Source organism: Pseudomonas sp. RIT-PI-q, assembly GCF_001297125.1.
In the GTDB taxonomy this organism is placed as follows: Bacteria; Pseudomonadota; Gammaproteobacteria; order Pseudomonadales; family Pseudomonadaceae; genus Aquipseudomonas.
On record NZ_LHPC01000025.1, the window covers coordinates 39,261 to 55,223 of the forward strand.

The 15,963-nt window shown below is 60.4% G+C and carries 15 protein-coding genes; 6 read left to right on the plus strand and 9 right to left on the minus strand.

What is annotated here, in order from left to right; translation table 11 throughout:
- The 3 genes from AEQ67_RS09915 to AEQ67_RS09925 are packed head-to-tail and all read left to right on the plus strand — an operon-like array spanning position 1 to position 2,599.
- The gene (locus tag AEQ67_RS09915) at positions 1-1,080 is read left to right on the plus strand and encodes a COX15/CtaA family protein (RefSeq protein ID WP_059403702.1); all 1,080 of its coding nucleotides are present in this window, start codon (positions 1-3) and stop codon (positions 1,078-1,080) included.
- Positions 1,068-1,967, plus strand: a complete 900-nt coding sequence (gene cyoE / locus AEQ67_RS09920; RefSeq protein ID WP_059403703.1) for a heme o synthase — start codon at positions 1,068-1,070, stop codon at positions 1,965-1,967. The genes AEQ67_RS09915 and cyoE overlap by 13 nt, the downstream gene beginning before the upstream one ends.
- Positions 1,964-2,599, plus strand: a complete 636-nt coding sequence (locus AEQ67_RS09925) for an SCO family protein (RefSeq protein ID WP_059403704.1) — start codon at positions 1,964-1,966, stop codon at positions 2,597-2,599. Before cyoE ends, AEQ67_RS09925 begins: the two co-directional genes overlap by 4 nt.
- A gap of 146 nt (positions 2,600-2,745) precedes the next feature.
- On the opposite strand, the gene AEQ67_RS09930 is transcribed toward AEQ67_RS09925, so the two are convergent.
- The 3 genes from AEQ67_RS09930 to AEQ67_RS09940 form a co-directional block, all read right to left on the minus strand.
- Positions 2,746-3,519 carry a MetQ/NlpA family ABC transporter substrate-binding protein gene (locus AEQ67_RS09930; RefSeq protein WP_059403705.1) on the minus strand — a complete coding sequence of 258 codons (774 nt, stop codon included), beginning with the start codon at positions 3,517-3,519 and terminating at the stop codon, positions 2,746-2,748.
- Positions 3,520-3,594: 75 nt separating this feature from the next.
- Positions 3,595-4,269 (minus strand): methionine ABC transporter permease, encoded by a 675-nt coding sequence (locus AEQ67_RS09935; protein ID WP_008002212.1) that lies wholly within the window; start codon positions 4,267-4,269, stop codon positions 3,595-3,597.
- On the minus strand, positions 4,269-5,276 hold the full coding sequence (locus tag AEQ67_RS09940; protein WP_059403706.1) for a methionine ABC transporter ATP-binding protein: 1,008 nt from the start codon (positions 5,274-5,276) through the stop codon (positions 4,269-4,271). The genes AEQ67_RS09935 and AEQ67_RS09940 overlap by 1 nt, the downstream gene beginning before the upstream one ends.
- A gap of 264 nt (positions 5,277-5,540) precedes the next feature.
- Here AEQ67_RS09940 and katE point away from each other — a divergent pair, with 264 nt between their 5' ends.
- On the plus strand, positions 5,541-7,679 hold the full coding sequence (katE, locus tag AEQ67_RS09945) for a catalase HPII (RefSeq protein ID WP_059403707.1): 2,139 nt from the start codon (positions 5,541-5,543) through the stop codon (positions 7,677-7,679).
- Between the two features lie 121 nt (positions 7,680-7,800).
- Here the strand turns inward: katE and AEQ67_RS09950 are convergent, their stop codons facing one another.
- From AEQ67_RS09950 to zur, 4 genes are read right to left on the minus strand one after another with little or no spacing between them, the layout of a single operon-like run.
- Positions 7,801-8,517 (minus strand): PA5502 family lipoprotein, encoded by a 717-nt coding sequence (locus AEQ67_RS09950; RefSeq protein WP_059403708.1) that lies wholly within the window; start codon positions 8,515-8,517, stop codon positions 7,801-7,803.
- Positions 8,518-8,554: 37 nt separating this feature from the next.
- Positions 8,555-9,343: a zinc ABC transporter permease subunit ZnuB gene (gene znuB, locus AEQ67_RS09955; protein ID WP_059403709.1), complete on the minus strand. Its 789-nt coding sequence runs from the start codon at positions 9,341-9,343 to the stop codon at positions 8,555-8,557.
- Positions 9,336-10,121, minus strand: coding sequence for a zinc ABC transporter ATP-binding protein ZnuC (gene znuC / locus AEQ67_RS09960; protein WP_059403710.1), 786 nt, complete (start codon positions 10,119-10,121; stop codon positions 9,336-9,338). Before znuC ends, znuB begins: the two co-directional genes overlap by 8 nt.
- A complete protein-coding gene (gene zur / locus AEQ67_RS09965) occupies positions 10,121-10,603 on the minus strand; it encodes a zinc uptake transcriptional repressor Zur (protein ID WP_059403711.1) in 483 nt (160 codons plus the stop codon). The genes znuC and zur overlap by 1 nt, the downstream gene beginning before the upstream one ends.
- Positions 10,604-10,669: 66 nt before the next feature.
- On the opposite strand from zur, the gene AEQ67_RS09970 reads away from it, so the two are divergent.
- On the plus strand, positions 10,670-11,590 hold the full coding sequence (locus tag AEQ67_RS09970; protein ID WP_059403712.1) for a zinc ABC transporter substrate-binding protein ZnuA: 921 nt from the start codon (positions 10,670-10,672) through the stop codon (positions 11,588-11,590).
- Positions 11,591-11,737: 147 nt separating this feature from the next.
- On the opposite strand, the gene AEQ67_RS09975 is transcribed toward AEQ67_RS09970, so the two are convergent.
- A complete protein-coding gene (locus AEQ67_RS09975) occupies positions 11,738-12,688 on the minus strand; it encodes a homoserine kinase (protein WP_059403713.1) in 951 nt (316 codons plus the stop codon).
- 57 nt (positions 12,689-12,745) lie between these two features.
- The gene (locus AEQ67_RS09980) at positions 12,746-13,036 is read right to left on the minus strand and encodes a DUF2782 domain-containing protein (protein ID WP_059403714.1); all 291 of its coding nucleotides are present in this window, start codon (positions 13,034-13,036) and stop codon (positions 12,746-12,748) included.
- A 74-nt stretch (positions 13,037-13,110) separates the two neighbouring features.
- Here AEQ67_RS09980 and polA point away from each other — a divergent pair, with 74 nt between their 5' ends.
- Positions 13,111-15,882 (plus strand): DNA polymerase I, encoded by a 2,772-nt coding sequence (polA, locus tag AEQ67_RS09985; RefSeq protein WP_059403715.1) that lies wholly within the window; start codon positions 13,111-13,113, stop codon positions 15,880-15,882.
- Positions 15,883-15,963: the final 81 nt, after the last annotated feature.

The window sequence follows — 15,963 nt, forward strand, 5'->3', positions numbered from 1 at the left end:
ATGGCCAAACCTGGATTTCGCCTCGCGCTGTTTGCCACCTTGCTGGCACTGATTGTGGTGTTGCTCGGCGCCTACACCCGCCTGACCCACGCCGGCCTCGGGTGCCCGGACTGGCCGGGTTGCTACGGCTTTATCAGCGTGCCGAAAAGCGAAGCCCAACTGGCCCATGCCGAACTGCACTTTCCCGATGCACCGGTGGAAGCCCACAAGGGCTGGAACGAGATGGTCCACCGTTACTTCGCCGGCACGCTGGGGATGTTGATCTCGGTGCTGGCCGGTCGCGCGTGGGTTCATCGCCGTCATCCGGGGCAACCGGTGAAGTTGCCGCTGTTTCTGCTGGCGGTGGTGTTCGCCCAAGCGGCATTTGGCATGTGGACAGTGACGCTCAAGCTCTGGCCGCAGGTCGTTACCGGGCATTTGCTCGGTGGGTTTGCGACGTTGAGTTTGTTGTTTTTACTGACACTGCGCCTGTCCGGCGTGCTGCCAGCGCTGACCGTGCCGAGACGCTTGCAGCACTGGGCGACGGCCGGGTTGCTGCTGGTGATCCTGCAAATCGCCCTCGGCGGCTGGGTCAGTTCCAATTACGCGGCGGTGGCGTGTATCGACTTCCCGACCTGTCATGGGCAATGGCTGCCGCAGGCTGATTTCGCCAACGGCTTTCACCTGACCCAACACATCGGCCCGAACTACCTCGGCGGGCAACTGGACAGCGATGCACGCACCGCGATTCACCTGACGCACCGTATCGGCGCCCTGCTGGTGACGCTTGTACTGCTGGGGCTGGCCTGGCAACTGAAAGTCGTCGGTATGACGCGTCTGGCCGGGTTGGTGCTGATCGCCCTTCCCGCACAAATCCCCCTGGGGACCAGCAACGTCCTTTTCCACCTGCCATTGCCCGTCGCGGTCGCCCATAACGCGGGCGGCGCAGCGCTGCTGCTGACGATGGTATTGGTCAATTACCACGCGCGAACCAGTCTGGTTCGGGTCAAGCAACAAACCCCTGCGCGCTGGCGGTTCAGCCCGCGCAAACATTCAGCCGGGCCCCTAACAATAAAAGGAGAGATGCCATGGCGACTCTGATCGGCGAACGTCACAGTCAGGCAATCTGGCGCGACTACCTGGAGCTGACCAAGCCAAAAGTGGTGGTGCTGATGCTGATCACCTCACTGGTGGGCATGTTCCTCGCGACCCGCGCCGGGGTGCCATGGACGGTGCTGGTGTTCGGCAACCTGGGGATAGCCCTGTGTGCCGGTGGTGCGGCGGCGGTCAACCATGTGGTGGACCGGCGGATCGATGCGGTGATGGCGCGCACGCACAAACGGCCCTTGGCCGAAGGCCGGGTGTCACCGGCCGCTGCGCTGACGTTTGCGCTGGTGCTGGCGGTACTCGGCCAAGCCTTTCTGCTGGCGTTCACCAATCCGCTGACCGCTTGGTTGACCCTCGCATCCTTGCTTGGTTACGCCGTGGTCTATACCGGTTTCCTCAAACGCGCGACGCCACAGAACATCGTCATCGGTGGCCTGGCCGGTGCCGCCCCGCCGCTGCTCGGCTGGACCGCGGCCACCGGTCACGTCAGCGCCGAACCGCTGTTGCTGGTGCTGATCATCTTCGCCTGGACCCCGCCACACTTCTGGGCTCTGGCGATTCACCGTAAAGAGGAATACGCCAAGGCCGACATTCCGATGCTGCCGGTGACCCATGGCGAGCACTACACCAAAGTCCATATCCTGCTTTATACCTTCGCGCTGCTGGCCGTCAGCCTGATGCCGTACGTGATCCACATGAGCGGCGTGCTCTACCTGGTTTGCGCACTGGGACTGGGCGCGAGGTTTCTGCAATGGGCCGTGGTGCTGTACCGTGGCACTCGGCCGCACGCGGCGATCAACACCTTCAAGTACTCTATCTACTACTTGTTCCTGCTGTTTATCGCGCTGCTCGTAGACCACTACCTACTGTTGAACCTATGACTCGAACTCAGAAAACCGTCTTCATCCTCGTCGCCCTGATCGCGCTGGTTCTGGGCCTGACCATCAACAAAGTGCTGTCCGGCAAGGGCCAGGGCGACCCGACCGCGTTGATCGACGCCGGCATCATCCTGTTGCCGCAAAGCCGTAATTTGCCGAACGTGACGATGACCGACCAGGACGGCAAACCGGTGGCGGTCAACGAGCTGAAAGATAAATGGTCGCTGCTGTTCTTCGGCTACACCTTCTGCCCGGACATCTGCCCGACCACCCTCGCCCAACTGCGCCAGATCAAGAGCGAATTGCCGCCCGAGGCTGTGGCCAAGTTGCAGATCATTCTGGTCAGCGTCGACCCTAATCGCGACACGCCGAAGCAGCTCAAGCAGTACCTGGGCTACTTTGACCCGCAGTTCCAGGGGCTGACGGCGTCCTCGGTGGAAGACATTCAGAAACTCGCCAACGCAGTGAGCATTCCGTTCATTCCGGCAGATACCAGCAAGCCGAACTACACCGTCGATCACAGCGGCAACCTGGCGGTAATCGGGCCGGATGGGACGCAGCGTGGGTTCATTCGGGCGCCGTTGAACAACGTGAAGTTGGTGGCGCAGTTGCCGGTAATGCTCAAACGCAAGTAAACGACACGTCCACTGTAGGAGCCAGGCTTGCCGGCGAAGGCGCCCGTGAGATCGCCTTCGCCGGCGAGCCTGGCGCCTACAGGGTCGGTATTTCGGAATAAAAAAGGGGACGCTCATGGCGTCCCCTTCTTCGTTACATCCGCAGATCAGAACGCCGGCACTACCGCGCCTTTGTACTTCTCGAGGATGAACGCTTTCACTTCCGGGCTGTGCAGGGCAGCAACCAGTTTCTGCATTGCAGCACTGTCTTTGTCGTCCGGACGGGCCACGAGGATGTTCACGTACGGCGAGTCGCTGCCTTCGATGACCAGCGCATCCTTGGCCGGATCGAGCTTGGCTTCCAGCGCGTAGTTGGTGTTGATCAGCGCCAGGTCGACCTGGGTCAGCACGCGCGGGATGGTCGCGGCTTCCAGTTCACGGAATTTCAGGTCCTTGGTGTTCTCGGTGATGTCCTTCACGGTCGACAGGATATTGTTCGAATCCTTCAACTTGATCAGGCCTGCCTTGGCCAGCAGCAACAGCGCACGGCCGCCGTTGGTGGCGTCGTTCGGGATCACCACGTTGGCGCCGCCTGGCAGTTCGGTCAGTGCTTTGTATTTGCTGGAGTAAGCGCCCAGCGGTTCCAGGTGTACGCCGGCAACGGCCACCAGGTTGGTGCCCTTGGCCTTGTTGAACTCATCGAGGTACGGCTGGTGCTGGAAGAAGTTCGCATCCAGGCGTTTTTCCGCAACCTGCACGTTCGGCTGGATGTAATCGGTGAAGACTTTGACCTTCAGGTCCACGCCCTCTTTGGCCAGTGCCGGTTTCACGAACTCCAGGATCTCCGCGTGCGGGACGGGGGTGGCGGCAACGGTCAGGGTTTCATCGGCTTGAGCGGAAAAGGCTGCAACAGCAGCCAATGCGACGAGTAATTTTTTCATTCAGCTAACTCCTTGTGCGGCGCCCGTTTGGCGCCTGCCAGCGAATGGCCGGCTCATGCATTTATTTACAAAAGCTTATTTACGCGAGAAGTGGACAACCAGCTTGTCGCCAACGGTTTGCAGCACTTGAACCAGCACCAGCAGCAACACCACGGTCACGACCATCACATCGGTCTGGAAACGCTGGTAACCGAAACGGATCGCCAGGTCGCCCAGACCGCCAGCGCCCACCACACCGGCCATTGCCGTGTAGGACACCAGCGTAATGGCTGTCACCGTAATCGCCGCGAAGATGCCCGGGCGGGCTTCCGGCAGCAAGGCGTTGGTGATGATCTGCCGCGTCGTCGCACCCATGGCCTGGGTCGCCTCGATGATGCCGCGATCGACTTCACGCAGAGCGGTTTCCACCAGTCGCGCGAAGAACGGCGTGGCGCCCACCACCAGCGGCGGGATCGCACCGGCGACACCGAGGGACGTGCCGGTGATCAACACAGTGAACGGGATCATCACGATCAGCAGGATGATGAATGGCAGCGAACGCAGAATGTTCACCACCAGCGACAGCATCGCGTAGACGCCTTTGGCTTCCAGCAACTGACGCGGGCTGCACAGGAACAACAGCACGCCCAGGGGCAAGCCGAGCAAAACCGTGAACAGCAACGAACCGCCGAGCATCAGCAAGGTGTCGCCAGTGGCCAGCCAGATTTCGAACCAGTCGATGTTGGCGAAGAAACTTGTCAGGGCTTCCATCAGCGCAGCACCTCCATGTGGACGTCAGCCGCGGTGAAGCGGGCGAACGCCGCGTCCATATCGCCGCCGGTAACGGCAAGGGTGAGTTGCCCGTAGGGAACGTCTTTAATGCGGTCGATACGCCCGGCCAGAATGCTGTAGTCCACACCCGTTTCGCGAGCGACGGTTCCCAGCAATGGCGCGTAGGTCGCTTCGCCCTGGAAGGTCAGACGCACGATGCGACCCGGCACGTGAGCGAAGTCATCGCGCTGTTCGCTTTCGTCAATCTGCTCGTCTTCTTGCACGAAGCGCTTGGTGGTCGGGTGCTTGGGATGCAGGAACACATCGGCCACCGAACCTTGCTCGACGATCACGCCAGCGTCCATCACCGCCACCTGGTCGCAGACCCGGCGAATCACATCCATTTCGTGGGTGATCAACACGATGGTCAACTTCAGCTCGCGATTGATCTCGGCCAGCAATTGCAGGACCGACGCAGTGGTCTGCGGGTCCAGGGCACTGGTGGCTTCGTCGCACAGCAGGATTTTCGGTTTGGTCGCCAGGGCGCGGGCGATGCCCACACGTTGTTTCTGACCGCCAGACAGTTGTGCCGGGTACTTCTTGGCGTGGTCGGACAAGCCAACCCTCGCCAGCAACTCGGCGACTCGCAGGTCGATGTCACTGCGAGACAATTCGCCAGCCAGGGTCAGCGGCAGCGCGACGTTGTCGGCCACGGTCTTGGACGCCAGCAGGTTGAAGTGCTGGAAAATCATCCCGACCTGCTGGCGGAAGCGCCGCAGGCTATTGGCGTCGAGCGCGGTGACTTCTTCGCCGTCGACGAAGATCTTGCCGCCACTGGAGTTTTCCAGGCGATTGATCAGACGCAACAGGGTACTTTTTCCCGCACCGGAATGACCGATCAGGCCGAAGACCTGACCATTCTCAATCGTCAGACTGGTCGGATGCAGGGCGGGGATATCCTTACCGGCGACGCGGTAGGTTTTGTGGACGTTTTGAAACTCGATCACGTAGCGAACCTTGTGGGGCGCGTTAGAAAAGGATCAGCGGTTAGCCGGGCGCGCATTTTAGCCTGTCCGTATAGAGGTTCTTAGCATTTATTTCGCATTCAACCTGCCATTTGGCAATAACGCGATCAAAGGTCAGAAAAAAGGAACGGCGCAAAACGTCACCAGTCACTAATTAGGCAACTCGAAAACGCCTCCGGTGCCGTGCCGGGGGATTGCTCAAGAGTCCTGGCTAAGGCAGGAATCGCAACGAGGAGTTAACGCCTGATGAGTACCAAAAAGCCTGCCGCACCCAAAAGCGCACTGGCCGGGACCGATACCCCGGACCGCGGCAACACCAATACCAAGCTCGACAGCCTGGAAAAATTTCGCTCCGACGCCACCGAACAGGCCCTGCGCACCAATCAGGGCGTGAAGGTGTCCGACAATCAGAACACCTTGAAGGTCGGTGCTCGTGGGCCGTCGTTGCTGGAAGATTTCATCATGCGTGAAAAGATCACGCATTTTGACCATGAGCGCATTCCCGAGCGCATCGTGCATGCCCGCGGCACCGGTGCTCATGGTTACTTTCAGACCTATGAAAACCATTCCGTACTGACCAAGGCAGGCTTCCTGCAAGACCCGGGAAAGAAAACTCCAGTATTCGTGCGCTTCTCCACGGTGCAGGGCCCTCGTGGGTCAGGCGATACCGTGCGGGACGTACGAGGTTTCGCCGTGAAGTTTTTCACCGACGAAGGCAACTTCGACCTGGTGGGCAACAACATGCCGGTGTTTTTCATTCAGGACGCGATCAAGTTTCCTGATTTCGTGCACGCGGTAAAACCGGAGCCACACAACGAGATTCCTACTGGCGGTTCAGCCCATGACACGTTCTGGGATTTTGTTTCGCTGGTTCCGGAGTCGGCGCACATGGTGATCTGGGCCATGTCCGACCGGGCGATCCCGAAAAGCCTGCGCAGCATGCAGGGCTTCGGTGTACACACCTTTCGCCTGATCAATGCCGAAGGAAAATCACGCTTTGTCAAATTCCACTGGCGCCCCACGGCCGGCACTTGCTCGCTGGTGTGGGATGAAGCGCAGAAGCTCGCCGGCAAGGACACCGACTACCACCGCCGCGATCTCTGGGAATCGATCGAGATGGGCGACTACCCGGAATGGGAATTGGGCGTCCAGGTCATCGAGGAGGAAAACGAACATAGCTTCGACTTCGACATCCTCGACCCGACCAAGCTGATCCCGGAAGAGCTCGTCCCCATCACCCCGCTGGGCAAAATGACCCTCAACCGCAATCCGGACAATTTCTTCGCCGAAACCGAGCAAGTCGCTTTCTGCCCTGGGCATATCGTGCCAGGAATCGATTTCTCCAACGATCCGCTGCTGCAAGGTCGGCTGTTTTCCTACACCGATACGCAAATCAGCCGACTCGGTGGACCGAACTTTCACGAGATTCCGATCAACCGTCCGGTGTCACCGTTCCACAACGGCCAACGGGATGCGCTGCACCGCACCACTATCGACAAGGGCCGCGCGTCCTACGAGCCAAATTCGATCGATGGCGGTTGGCCCAAAGAAACCCCGCCGGCTGCACAAGATGGCGGCTTCGAGACGTATCCGGAGCGTATCGACGCCAACAAGATCCGCCAGCGCAGTGAGTCGTTCAGCGACCACTTCTCCCAGGCGCGGCTGTTTTTCCACAGCATGAGCAAGCATGAGCAGGAACACATCATCTCCGCCTACAGCTTTGAGCTCGGCAAGGTTGAGCGCGAGTTTATTCGGGCGCGGCAGGTGAATGAGATTCTGGCGAATATTGATCTGGAACTGGCCAAGCGCGTGGCGCTGAACCTGGGGCTGCCAGCGCCGAAAGCCGGGACGGTCGAGGTGCCCAAAACCTCACTGGATCGTTCGCCAGCCCTGAGTCAGGCCACCCGGCTGCCGGGCAATATCAAACCCGGGAAGGTGGCGATACGGGCGGCCAACGGAGTCGATGGCGCAGCGATTGATGCAAGGAAGAAAGCGCGGGGGGGTGAAGGTGCGCACGCCAAGCTGCTAGGCCCGACTTCCGCCCCCGTGACGACCGCCGATGGCAAGGCGCTGCCGGTGGATGCGTCAATGGAAGGCTTGCCTTCGGTGGCGTTCGACGCGGTTTTCGTGCCCGGTGGCGCGGCTTCGATCAAGGCGTTGAGCACAGACGGTGTGGCGCTGCACTACTTGCTGGAGGCGTACAAACACTTGAAGGCGATCGCGCTGCATGGCGAGGCCAAGCAGTTGCTGGATGTGTTGAAGCTGGAGGCTGATGCGGGGTTGATCGTCGGGGCGGACGCCAAGTTGTTCAAGGCGTTTTTTGCCGCGATCGGGCAGCATCGGGTGTGGGACAGGGAGCCTAAGGCCAAGGCGATTCCGGCTTAAGGCAGTACGTCGTTAGTGAGGACGCCTTCGCGGGCAAGCCCGCTCCCACATTGAATGGGGGATACCACAAAATTGTGGTCAACCTCAAAACCCTGTGGGAGCGGGCTTGCCCGCGAAGCTTTTAAGGTTTGCGAGGACTCAAAACCATCTGCGCCGGAACATTGCGCAAAATCTGCTTTTCCAGATTCAACTCAAAATCCGAGTCGAGCTTCTTGACTCGCTTGGTCAGCAACGTGGCCAGCCAAGGGTAGTCCTCGGTCCGCGGTGCCTGAATGCTGACGTCACACTGGTAGTTCACCACATCGGCGGCGATGGCATCCATCTGGCGCCGAAGCTTGGCGATATCGGTGACGTTCAGTGCAACCGTGGTGCTTGGTGCCGACGGATCGATCACTTTCGCCTGCGCCTTGGCTTCGGCAGCCATGAGCGCGGCTTCAGCCTTGTCCAGCTCAGCCTTGCGCGCATTGACGATGGCGTTGTTAACCCCACCGGTCAGCGCCGGAGCCTTGGGCATCAACGCCCGGGCACGGCTCAGAGCGGTAGCCGCAGCGTTTACATCACCTTTTTGCAACACGATCTGACTGCGTTGCAGATAGGCTTCGGCCAATTGCCGCTGGTACTGCACCAACGTTGGATCGTTGGGCGATTGGGCCTGCAAGGCAGCCAGTTGATCCTCGGCGGTGGCCAGTTCACTGCTGGCGAGATTTTGCTCAAGCTGTGCAACGGCCGCGGCCCGCGCATCGGGGGTCTCGGTGGCCGCCGGTGGCGTGCTTTGGCAAGCGCCCAGCAGCAGGGAAAATGCGGCAAGGAGCAGATAACGGGAGGCGAACAGCTTCATTCCTGCGACTCTCTATTTGCGCAAAAAACGAGCAAGTCTACACCCCTCTACGGGGCAGGACAAAACTCAGCAGAAACAACGCGGCGGCCGCCACCACAATCGACGGGCCCGCCGGGGTGTCCTTGAACCACGACAGCGCCAGTCCGCCACACACCGCGAGCATACCCAGCAGGCTCGCGCCCAGTGCCATCTGCTCCGGTGACCGGGCGTGACGTTGTGCCGCAGCCGCCGGGATGATCAGCAGTGAAGTAATCAGCAATACACCGACGATTTTCATCGCAACGGCGATCACTACGGCGATCAGCAACATCAGGGTCAGGCGCAACGCCGCCACCGGCAGACCTTCTACCCTGGCCAACTCTTCATGCACGGTGATCGCCAGCAACGGCCGCCACAACGTCACCAGCAAGGCCAGTACGGCTGCGCTGCCACCGAGGATCCACGACAGATCGGTCGGGCTGATCGCCAACAAGTCACCGAACAGATACGCCATCAGATCGATCCGTACTTCGTGCATGAAGCTTAGTACCACCAGGCCCAAAGAGAGCGTGCTCGGTGCGAGAATTCCCAAAAGCGTATCGGACGCCAGCGGTTGACGCTGCTGCAAGGTCACCAGCAACACCGCCAGCAACAAGCAGCCGACGGTGACCGCCACCGTCGGGCTGACATCCAGCAGAAAGCCCAGCGCCACACCGAGCAACGCCGCGTGAGAGAGGGTGTCGCCGAAATAGGCCATGCGCCGCCAGACCACGAACGAACCCAACGGGCCCGCGACCAATGCCAGGGCCAGGCCTGCAAGCAGGGCATAAAGAAGAAAATCAGCCATGCTTGCAGCTATCTCCATGAACGTGAGGTTGAGCCGCCGAGGCCGCAGTGACCACGGAGCCATGCAAGTCGTGGGCGTGGTCGTGATGGTGGTGATAAATCGCCAGGCTTTGTGCGTTCTTTCCGAACAACTCGACGAAAGCCGGATCGCCGCTGACCTGCTCGGGATGCCCGGAGCAACAAACGTGACGGTTGAGGCAGACCACCTGGTCGGTGGTGCTCATCACCAGGTGCAGATCGTGAGAGACCATCAACACGCCGCAGCCGTGACGGTCGCGCAGACGCGTGATCAAGCTATAGAGCTCGGCTTGACCGGCCACGTCGACGCCTTGTACCGGCTCGTCGAGCACCAGCAATTCCGGCTCACGCAGCAGCGCCCGGGCCAGCAGTACACGCTGCATTTCGCCACCGGAAACGCTTTGCACCGGGCTGTCGATCACCTGTTCGGCGCCGACTTCCTTGAGTGCCGACAAGGCCATCGCACGGTCCACACCCGGCACCAGACGCAAGAAGCGCAGCACCGAAAGCGGCAGCGTCGGATCGACGTGAAGTTTTTGCGGCATGTAACCGACGCGCAGTTTCGGTTTGCGCCAAACGCTGCCGCTGTCCGGCTTCAACAGACCGAGCACCGCCCGCACGAGGGGGGTTTTGCCAGCGCCATTGGGGCCGATCAGGGTCACGATCTGCCCCGGTTCGACGCTCAGCTCGATGTTATCCAGCACGTTTTGCCCGGCAAATGTGACGGCAACCTGCTCGAGGCGGATCAGCGCGTTGCTCATCAAGCCCCCTGGCAACCGGAGCAGAGACCGACCACTTCAACGGTCTGCCCTTCGACGACAAAACCCACATCCTTGGCGCTGCCAATGATCGCGTCGCTGATGGATTTCTGTTCCAGCTCAATGGCGGCGTGGCATTCGCGGCAGATCAGGAACTGACCCTGGTGGGCGTGTTCCGGGTGATTACAACCGACAAAGGCGTTCAGCGAAGAGATGCGGTGCACCAGGCCGTTTTCCAGCAGGAAATCCAGCGCGCGGTACACGGTCGGCGGCGCAGCCCGGCGGCCGTCCTGTTCGCTGAGCACTGCCAGGATGTCGTAGGCACCCAGTGGCTTGTGGCTTTGCCACACCAGTTCCAGCACCCGCCGACGCAAGGCGGTCAGGCGCAAACCTTGACGCGCGCACAGGGTATCGGCCTCAGACAATGCGGTGTGTACGCAATGAGAGTGGTCGTGGGGACGGCTGGCAATCGGTGTTTTAGGCATGAGCGGCGACGAGTTTTGTGAGAGACGTTATTATGTTACCCGTTCTCGCCTCTTCGAGTGGTCATCGTGTCCCGACTTTTTTCTATCTTTGTCGCTTTTTTCGCAAGTTTTCTGTTGATCGGTCCAGCGCATGCCGACGTCAAAGTCCTTACCAGCATCAAGCCTCTACAGCTGATCGCGGCTGCGGTACAGGATGGCGTGGCGATCCCGGAAGTCCTGTTGCCGCCCGGTGCTTCGCCGCATAACTACGCCTTGCGCCCTTCCGACGTACGGAAGGTGCAGTCGGTCGATCTGCTGTACTGGATCGGCCCGGACATGGAAGGTTTCCTGCCTCGCGTGCTGAACGGTCGTACGCTGCCCAGCGTCGCCGTGCAGGATTTGCCTGGCCTGAAATTGCGTCGTTTTGCCGAAGATAGCCACTCGTATGCCGAAGAAGCCGACGAACATGATCACGATCATCGCCCTGGCAGCCTGGATGCACATTTGTGGTTGTCGCCGGTCAATGCTCGGGTGATCGCCACGAAAATGGCCGCTGATTTGAGCGCTGCCGATCCGGCCAATGCGGCCCGCTATCAAAGCAATCTCAAGGCGTTCGATGAACGTCTGGATGCGCTGGACCTGCGTTTGAAGAAACGCCTGGCCAGTGTTGAAGGCAAACCCTACTTCGTGTTCCACGAAGCCTTCGACTACTTCGAAGACGCCTACGGCCTCAAGCACACCGGCGTGTTCAGCGTTGCCGCCGAAGTGCAGCCCGGCGCCCAGCATGTCGCGGCGATGCGCGCGCGGTTGCAGGAAGTCGGCAAGACCTGCGTGTTCAGTGAGCCGCCGCTGCGTCCGCGCCTGGCAGAAACCCTGGTGGCCGGCCTGCCGGTGAAACTGGCGGAACTGGATGCGCTGGGCGGGTACACGCCAGCGACCGCTCAGGGCTATGAGCAGGTGCTGGAGAAATTGGGGAATGATTTGGCGGGGTGCCTGGAGTCGTTGTAACCGACACAAAACCTGTGGGAGCGAGCTTGCTCGCGAAGAGGCCAGCACATTCAACATCCAAGTTGACTGTTACGCCGCCTTCGCGAGCAAGCTCGCTCCTACAGGAATGCGCCATGCCTGTAGGAGCGAGGCTTGCCCGCGAAGCTTTTAGAGGGCGAACGGCAACGGCGTACCGACCTTCTGCCGCTGCGCCAAGCGCTGCTGAAACTCCATCGGATCGTGAATCAACACGTCCTGGCCGGCGAAAGACTCCGCCGCAATCAACCGTGACAACCAGAACCGCACGCACGCCACCCGAAGCATCGTCGGCCAGAGTTCGGCTTCGGCTGCGGTAAACGGGCGCAACGCCGCGTAGGCCCCGAGCAATGCCCGCGCACGCGGCCCATCGATCAAGCCTGCTTCGTCCGAACACCAGTCGTTCAAGGCAATCGCCACGTCGTAGAGCATCGGCCCCGAACACGCGTTGTAGAAGTCAATCAGCCCCGTCAGGTGCGTGCCTTCGAACATTGCATTATCGCGAAACAGATCGGCGTGGATGTTGGCTCGCGGCAGCGCCAGAATTTTCGTCTTCTGCTGTGTGATTTCGTCCAGCGCCCGTTGCAGCAGATCTTTCTGCTCGGCATTCAGGTGCGACAGCAACTGCGTACCCTCTTCCAGCATCCAGTCCAGGCCGCGATCGGTTTTGCGCTTGATCATGTTGGCCTGGGTCGCCAGGTGCAGATGACCGAGCAATTCGCCCACCTGGGCGCAATGCTGCGCGTTGGCCTCCTTGATGTGCTTGCCGGCCAGGCGCGGCTGCAACAGCGCAGGCTTGCCGGCCAGTTCCCGCAAGGCGACGCCGTCGGTGGTGCGCAGCGCATACGGCACCGGCAGATCGGCCTCGTGCAGGACGTCGAGCAGTTCGATGAAGAACGGCATTTCCTGAACCGGACCACGCTCGACCAGCGTCAGGACGAACTCGCCCTGCTCCAGGCTGATAAAGAAATTGGTGTTTTCGCTACCGGCGGCAATCCCCTGGAAATCAAGCAGGCGGCCGAGGCCATAAGGGGCGAGAAAAGCTTCCAGCTCGGGCCGAGCCAGGGGGGTGAACACAGACATGTTTAAACTGCCAGTACGGGCGCCGCTCTTGAGCCAGCGCCGATTGAATTTAAGAAACTACTTCCACTCGAAAATCTTCCACGACGGAATCAGCATATCCGGCTGATCCGAGCGGATGAAGTTTGCATCTGTCCCGTCCGCGCGCACCAGAAAGTACGGTGGTGCGCCTTTCGGCGTGACCTTGATCGCATACAGGAAACCGTTTTGGCGGTATTCCTGAATGACTTTGTCCCCTTCCGTGCGGATCGTGACTTCAGGCTCCGGAGTCGGCGCATCATCCGCCGCCATGACGGCGAACGGAACGGTTGCAAACATGCCAGCCAGCAGCAAGCGATTTAGTGTGCGCATGATAACCTTGTCCCTTTGTCGTCAACGGTCCCGCTATTCTAGCGCCGGGCCCGCCGAAAAGGTTGATCCTGCTCATGAGCCAAGCCCCCCTCGTCCTGGTGGACGGTTCTTCTTACCTGTACCGCGCATTTCACGCCCTGCCGCCGCTGACCACCTCCAAAGGCCTGCCGACCGGTGCGGTCAAAGGCGTGTTGAACATGCTCAAGAGTCTGCGCAAGCAGTACCCGGACAGTCCTTTCGCCGTGGTGTTCGACGCCAAGGGTGGGACTTTTCGCGATGACATGTACGCCGAATACAAGGCCAACCGTCCGAGCATGCCCGACGATATGCGCGTACAGATCGAGCCACTGCACCAGAGCGTGATCGCCCTGGGCTTTCCGCTCCTGTGCGTCGAAGGCGTCGAGGCCGATGACGTGATCGGCACCCTGGCCCGCAGCAGCGCGGCAGCCGACCGTCCGGTGGTGATCTCCACCGGCGATAAAGACATGGCGCAGTTGGTCGACGGCCACATTACCTTGGTCAATACCATGACCGGTAGTGCGCTGGACGTTGAGGGCGTGAAGGAGAAATTCGGCGTCGCTCCCGAGCAGATCATCGATTACCTGGCACTCATGGGCGATTCTTCCGACAACATTCCGGGCGTTCCGGGCATTGGTCCGAAAACCGCTTCTGGCCTGCTAGTGGGCGTGAACGGCGGCCTGACCGAGCTCTATGCACAACTCGACATCGTCCCGACCCTGCCGATCCGCGGCGCCAAGACCCTGCCCGCCAAGCTCGAAGAGCATAAGGAGATGGCGTTCCTCTCCTATCAGCTGGCAACCATCAAGATCGACGTGCCACTGGACATCGGCCTCGATGACTTGCAAATGGGCAAGCCCGATCACGACAAGCTTGCCGAGCTCTATACCCTGCTCGAATTCAAGAGCTGGTTTGAAGAGAACCAGCGCGACGCCAAGCGTTCCGGTCAGGAAGTCGTCGCACCCGTAGTTGAAGAAGCGGCCGTCGAGACTGAGCTCAAGTACACCACGATCCTCACCCAAGCCGATTTCGACCTGTGGCTGAAGAAGCTCAACGACGCCAAGCTGATCGCCTTCGATACCGAAACCACCGGCATCGATGCGCAGCAGGCGCAATTGGTGGGCCTGTCGTTCGCTGTACAAGCCAACGAAGCGGCCTACATCCCGCTGACCCATTCCTACATGGGCGTGCCGGACCAACTCGACCGCGACACCGTGCTGCGCGCGCTGAAACCGATTCTCGAAGACCCTAGCAAACTCAAGGTCGGCCAACACGCCAAGTTCGACATGAACATCCTGGCCAACTGCGCCATCGGTGGCGATCAAAGCTGCGGCATCACGGTGCAGGGCGTCGCCTTCGACACCATGCTCGAATCCTACGTGCTGGACTCCCCCGCGACCCGCCACGACATGGACAGCCTGGCGCTCAAATACCTGAATCACACCACCACCAGCTTCCAGGACATCGCCGGCAAAGGCGCCAAGCAGCTGACCTTTGACCAGATCTCTCTGGAACTGGCAGGGCCGTACGCCGCCGAAGACGCCGATGTCACCCTGCGTCTGCATCAGACGCTGCAAGAAAAACTCAACGCTATCCCGAGCCTGAGCAAGGTCCTGAGCGAAATCGAAATGCCGCTGGTGCCCGTGCTGGCGCGGATCGAACGTCAGGGCGCGCTGGTCGATGCCAACCTGCTGGGTATTCAGAGCGTTGAGCTGGGCGAGAAAATGGTCGCGCTTGAGCGTGAGGCATTTGCCATCGCGGGCGAGGAATTCAACCTGGGCTCGCCGAAGCAACGGGGCGTGATCCTGTACGAAAACCTCGGCCTGCCGATCCTCAGCAAACCGGCCAAGGGCCGGGCGTCCACCGCCGAAGCCGTGCTGGCGGAACTGGCCGAACAGGACTTCCCGCTGCCCAAAGTGCTGATGCAATACCGTTCGATGAGCAAGCTGAAAAGCACCTACACCGATCGTCTGCCCGAGCAGATCAACCCGCGCACCGGACGGATTCACACCTCTTATCACCAAGCCGTCGCGGCGACCGGGCGTTTGTCGTCTAGCGATCCTAACTTGCAGAACATTCCGATCCGTACTGCCGAAGGACGTCGGATTCGGCAGGCGTTCGTCGCGCCAAAAGGCTACAAACTGCTGGCGGCGGACTACTCGCAGATCGAATTGCGGATCATGGCTCGCCTGGCCAAGGACGAAGGTTTGTTGCACGCGTTCCGCAATGACCTGGACGTGCACAAAGCCACCGCCGCAGAAGTCTTCGGCGTTGAACTGGCGGATGTCACTACCGACCAACGGCGCAGCGCGAAGGCGATCAACTTCGGTTTGATCTACGGCATGAGCGCGTTTGGCCTGGCCAAGCAGATCGGCGTCGATCGCAAGCAATCCCAGGCATACATCGACCGTTATTTCGCGCGTTATCCAGGCGTGCTGGAATACATGGAGCGCACCCGCGCCCAGGCCGCCGAGCAAGGTTTCGTCGAAACCATCTTCGGTCGTCGCCTGTACCTGCCGGAAATCAACGCGAAAAACCCGGCCCTGCGTAAAGGTGCCGAGCGCACCGCGATCAACGCCCCGATGCAGGGCACCGCGGCGGACATCATCAAGAAAGCCATGGTGGCCGTGGATAACTGGCTGACAGCCTCAGGCCTGGACGCCAAAGTCATCCTGCAGGTGCACGATGAATTGGTTCTGGAGGTGCGCGAAGACCTGGTCGATCAGGTTCGCGATGAAATCCGCGTGCACATGAGCGACGCCGCGAAGCTGGATGTGCCGCTGCTGGTCGAGGTTGGCGTAGGCAATAACTGGGATGAGGCTCACTAAAGCCATCGGAAAAATGACGACCCCCTGTAGGAGCGAGCTTGCTCGTGAAGGACGAAAGGGCGCCACGTTGACACAGGCACC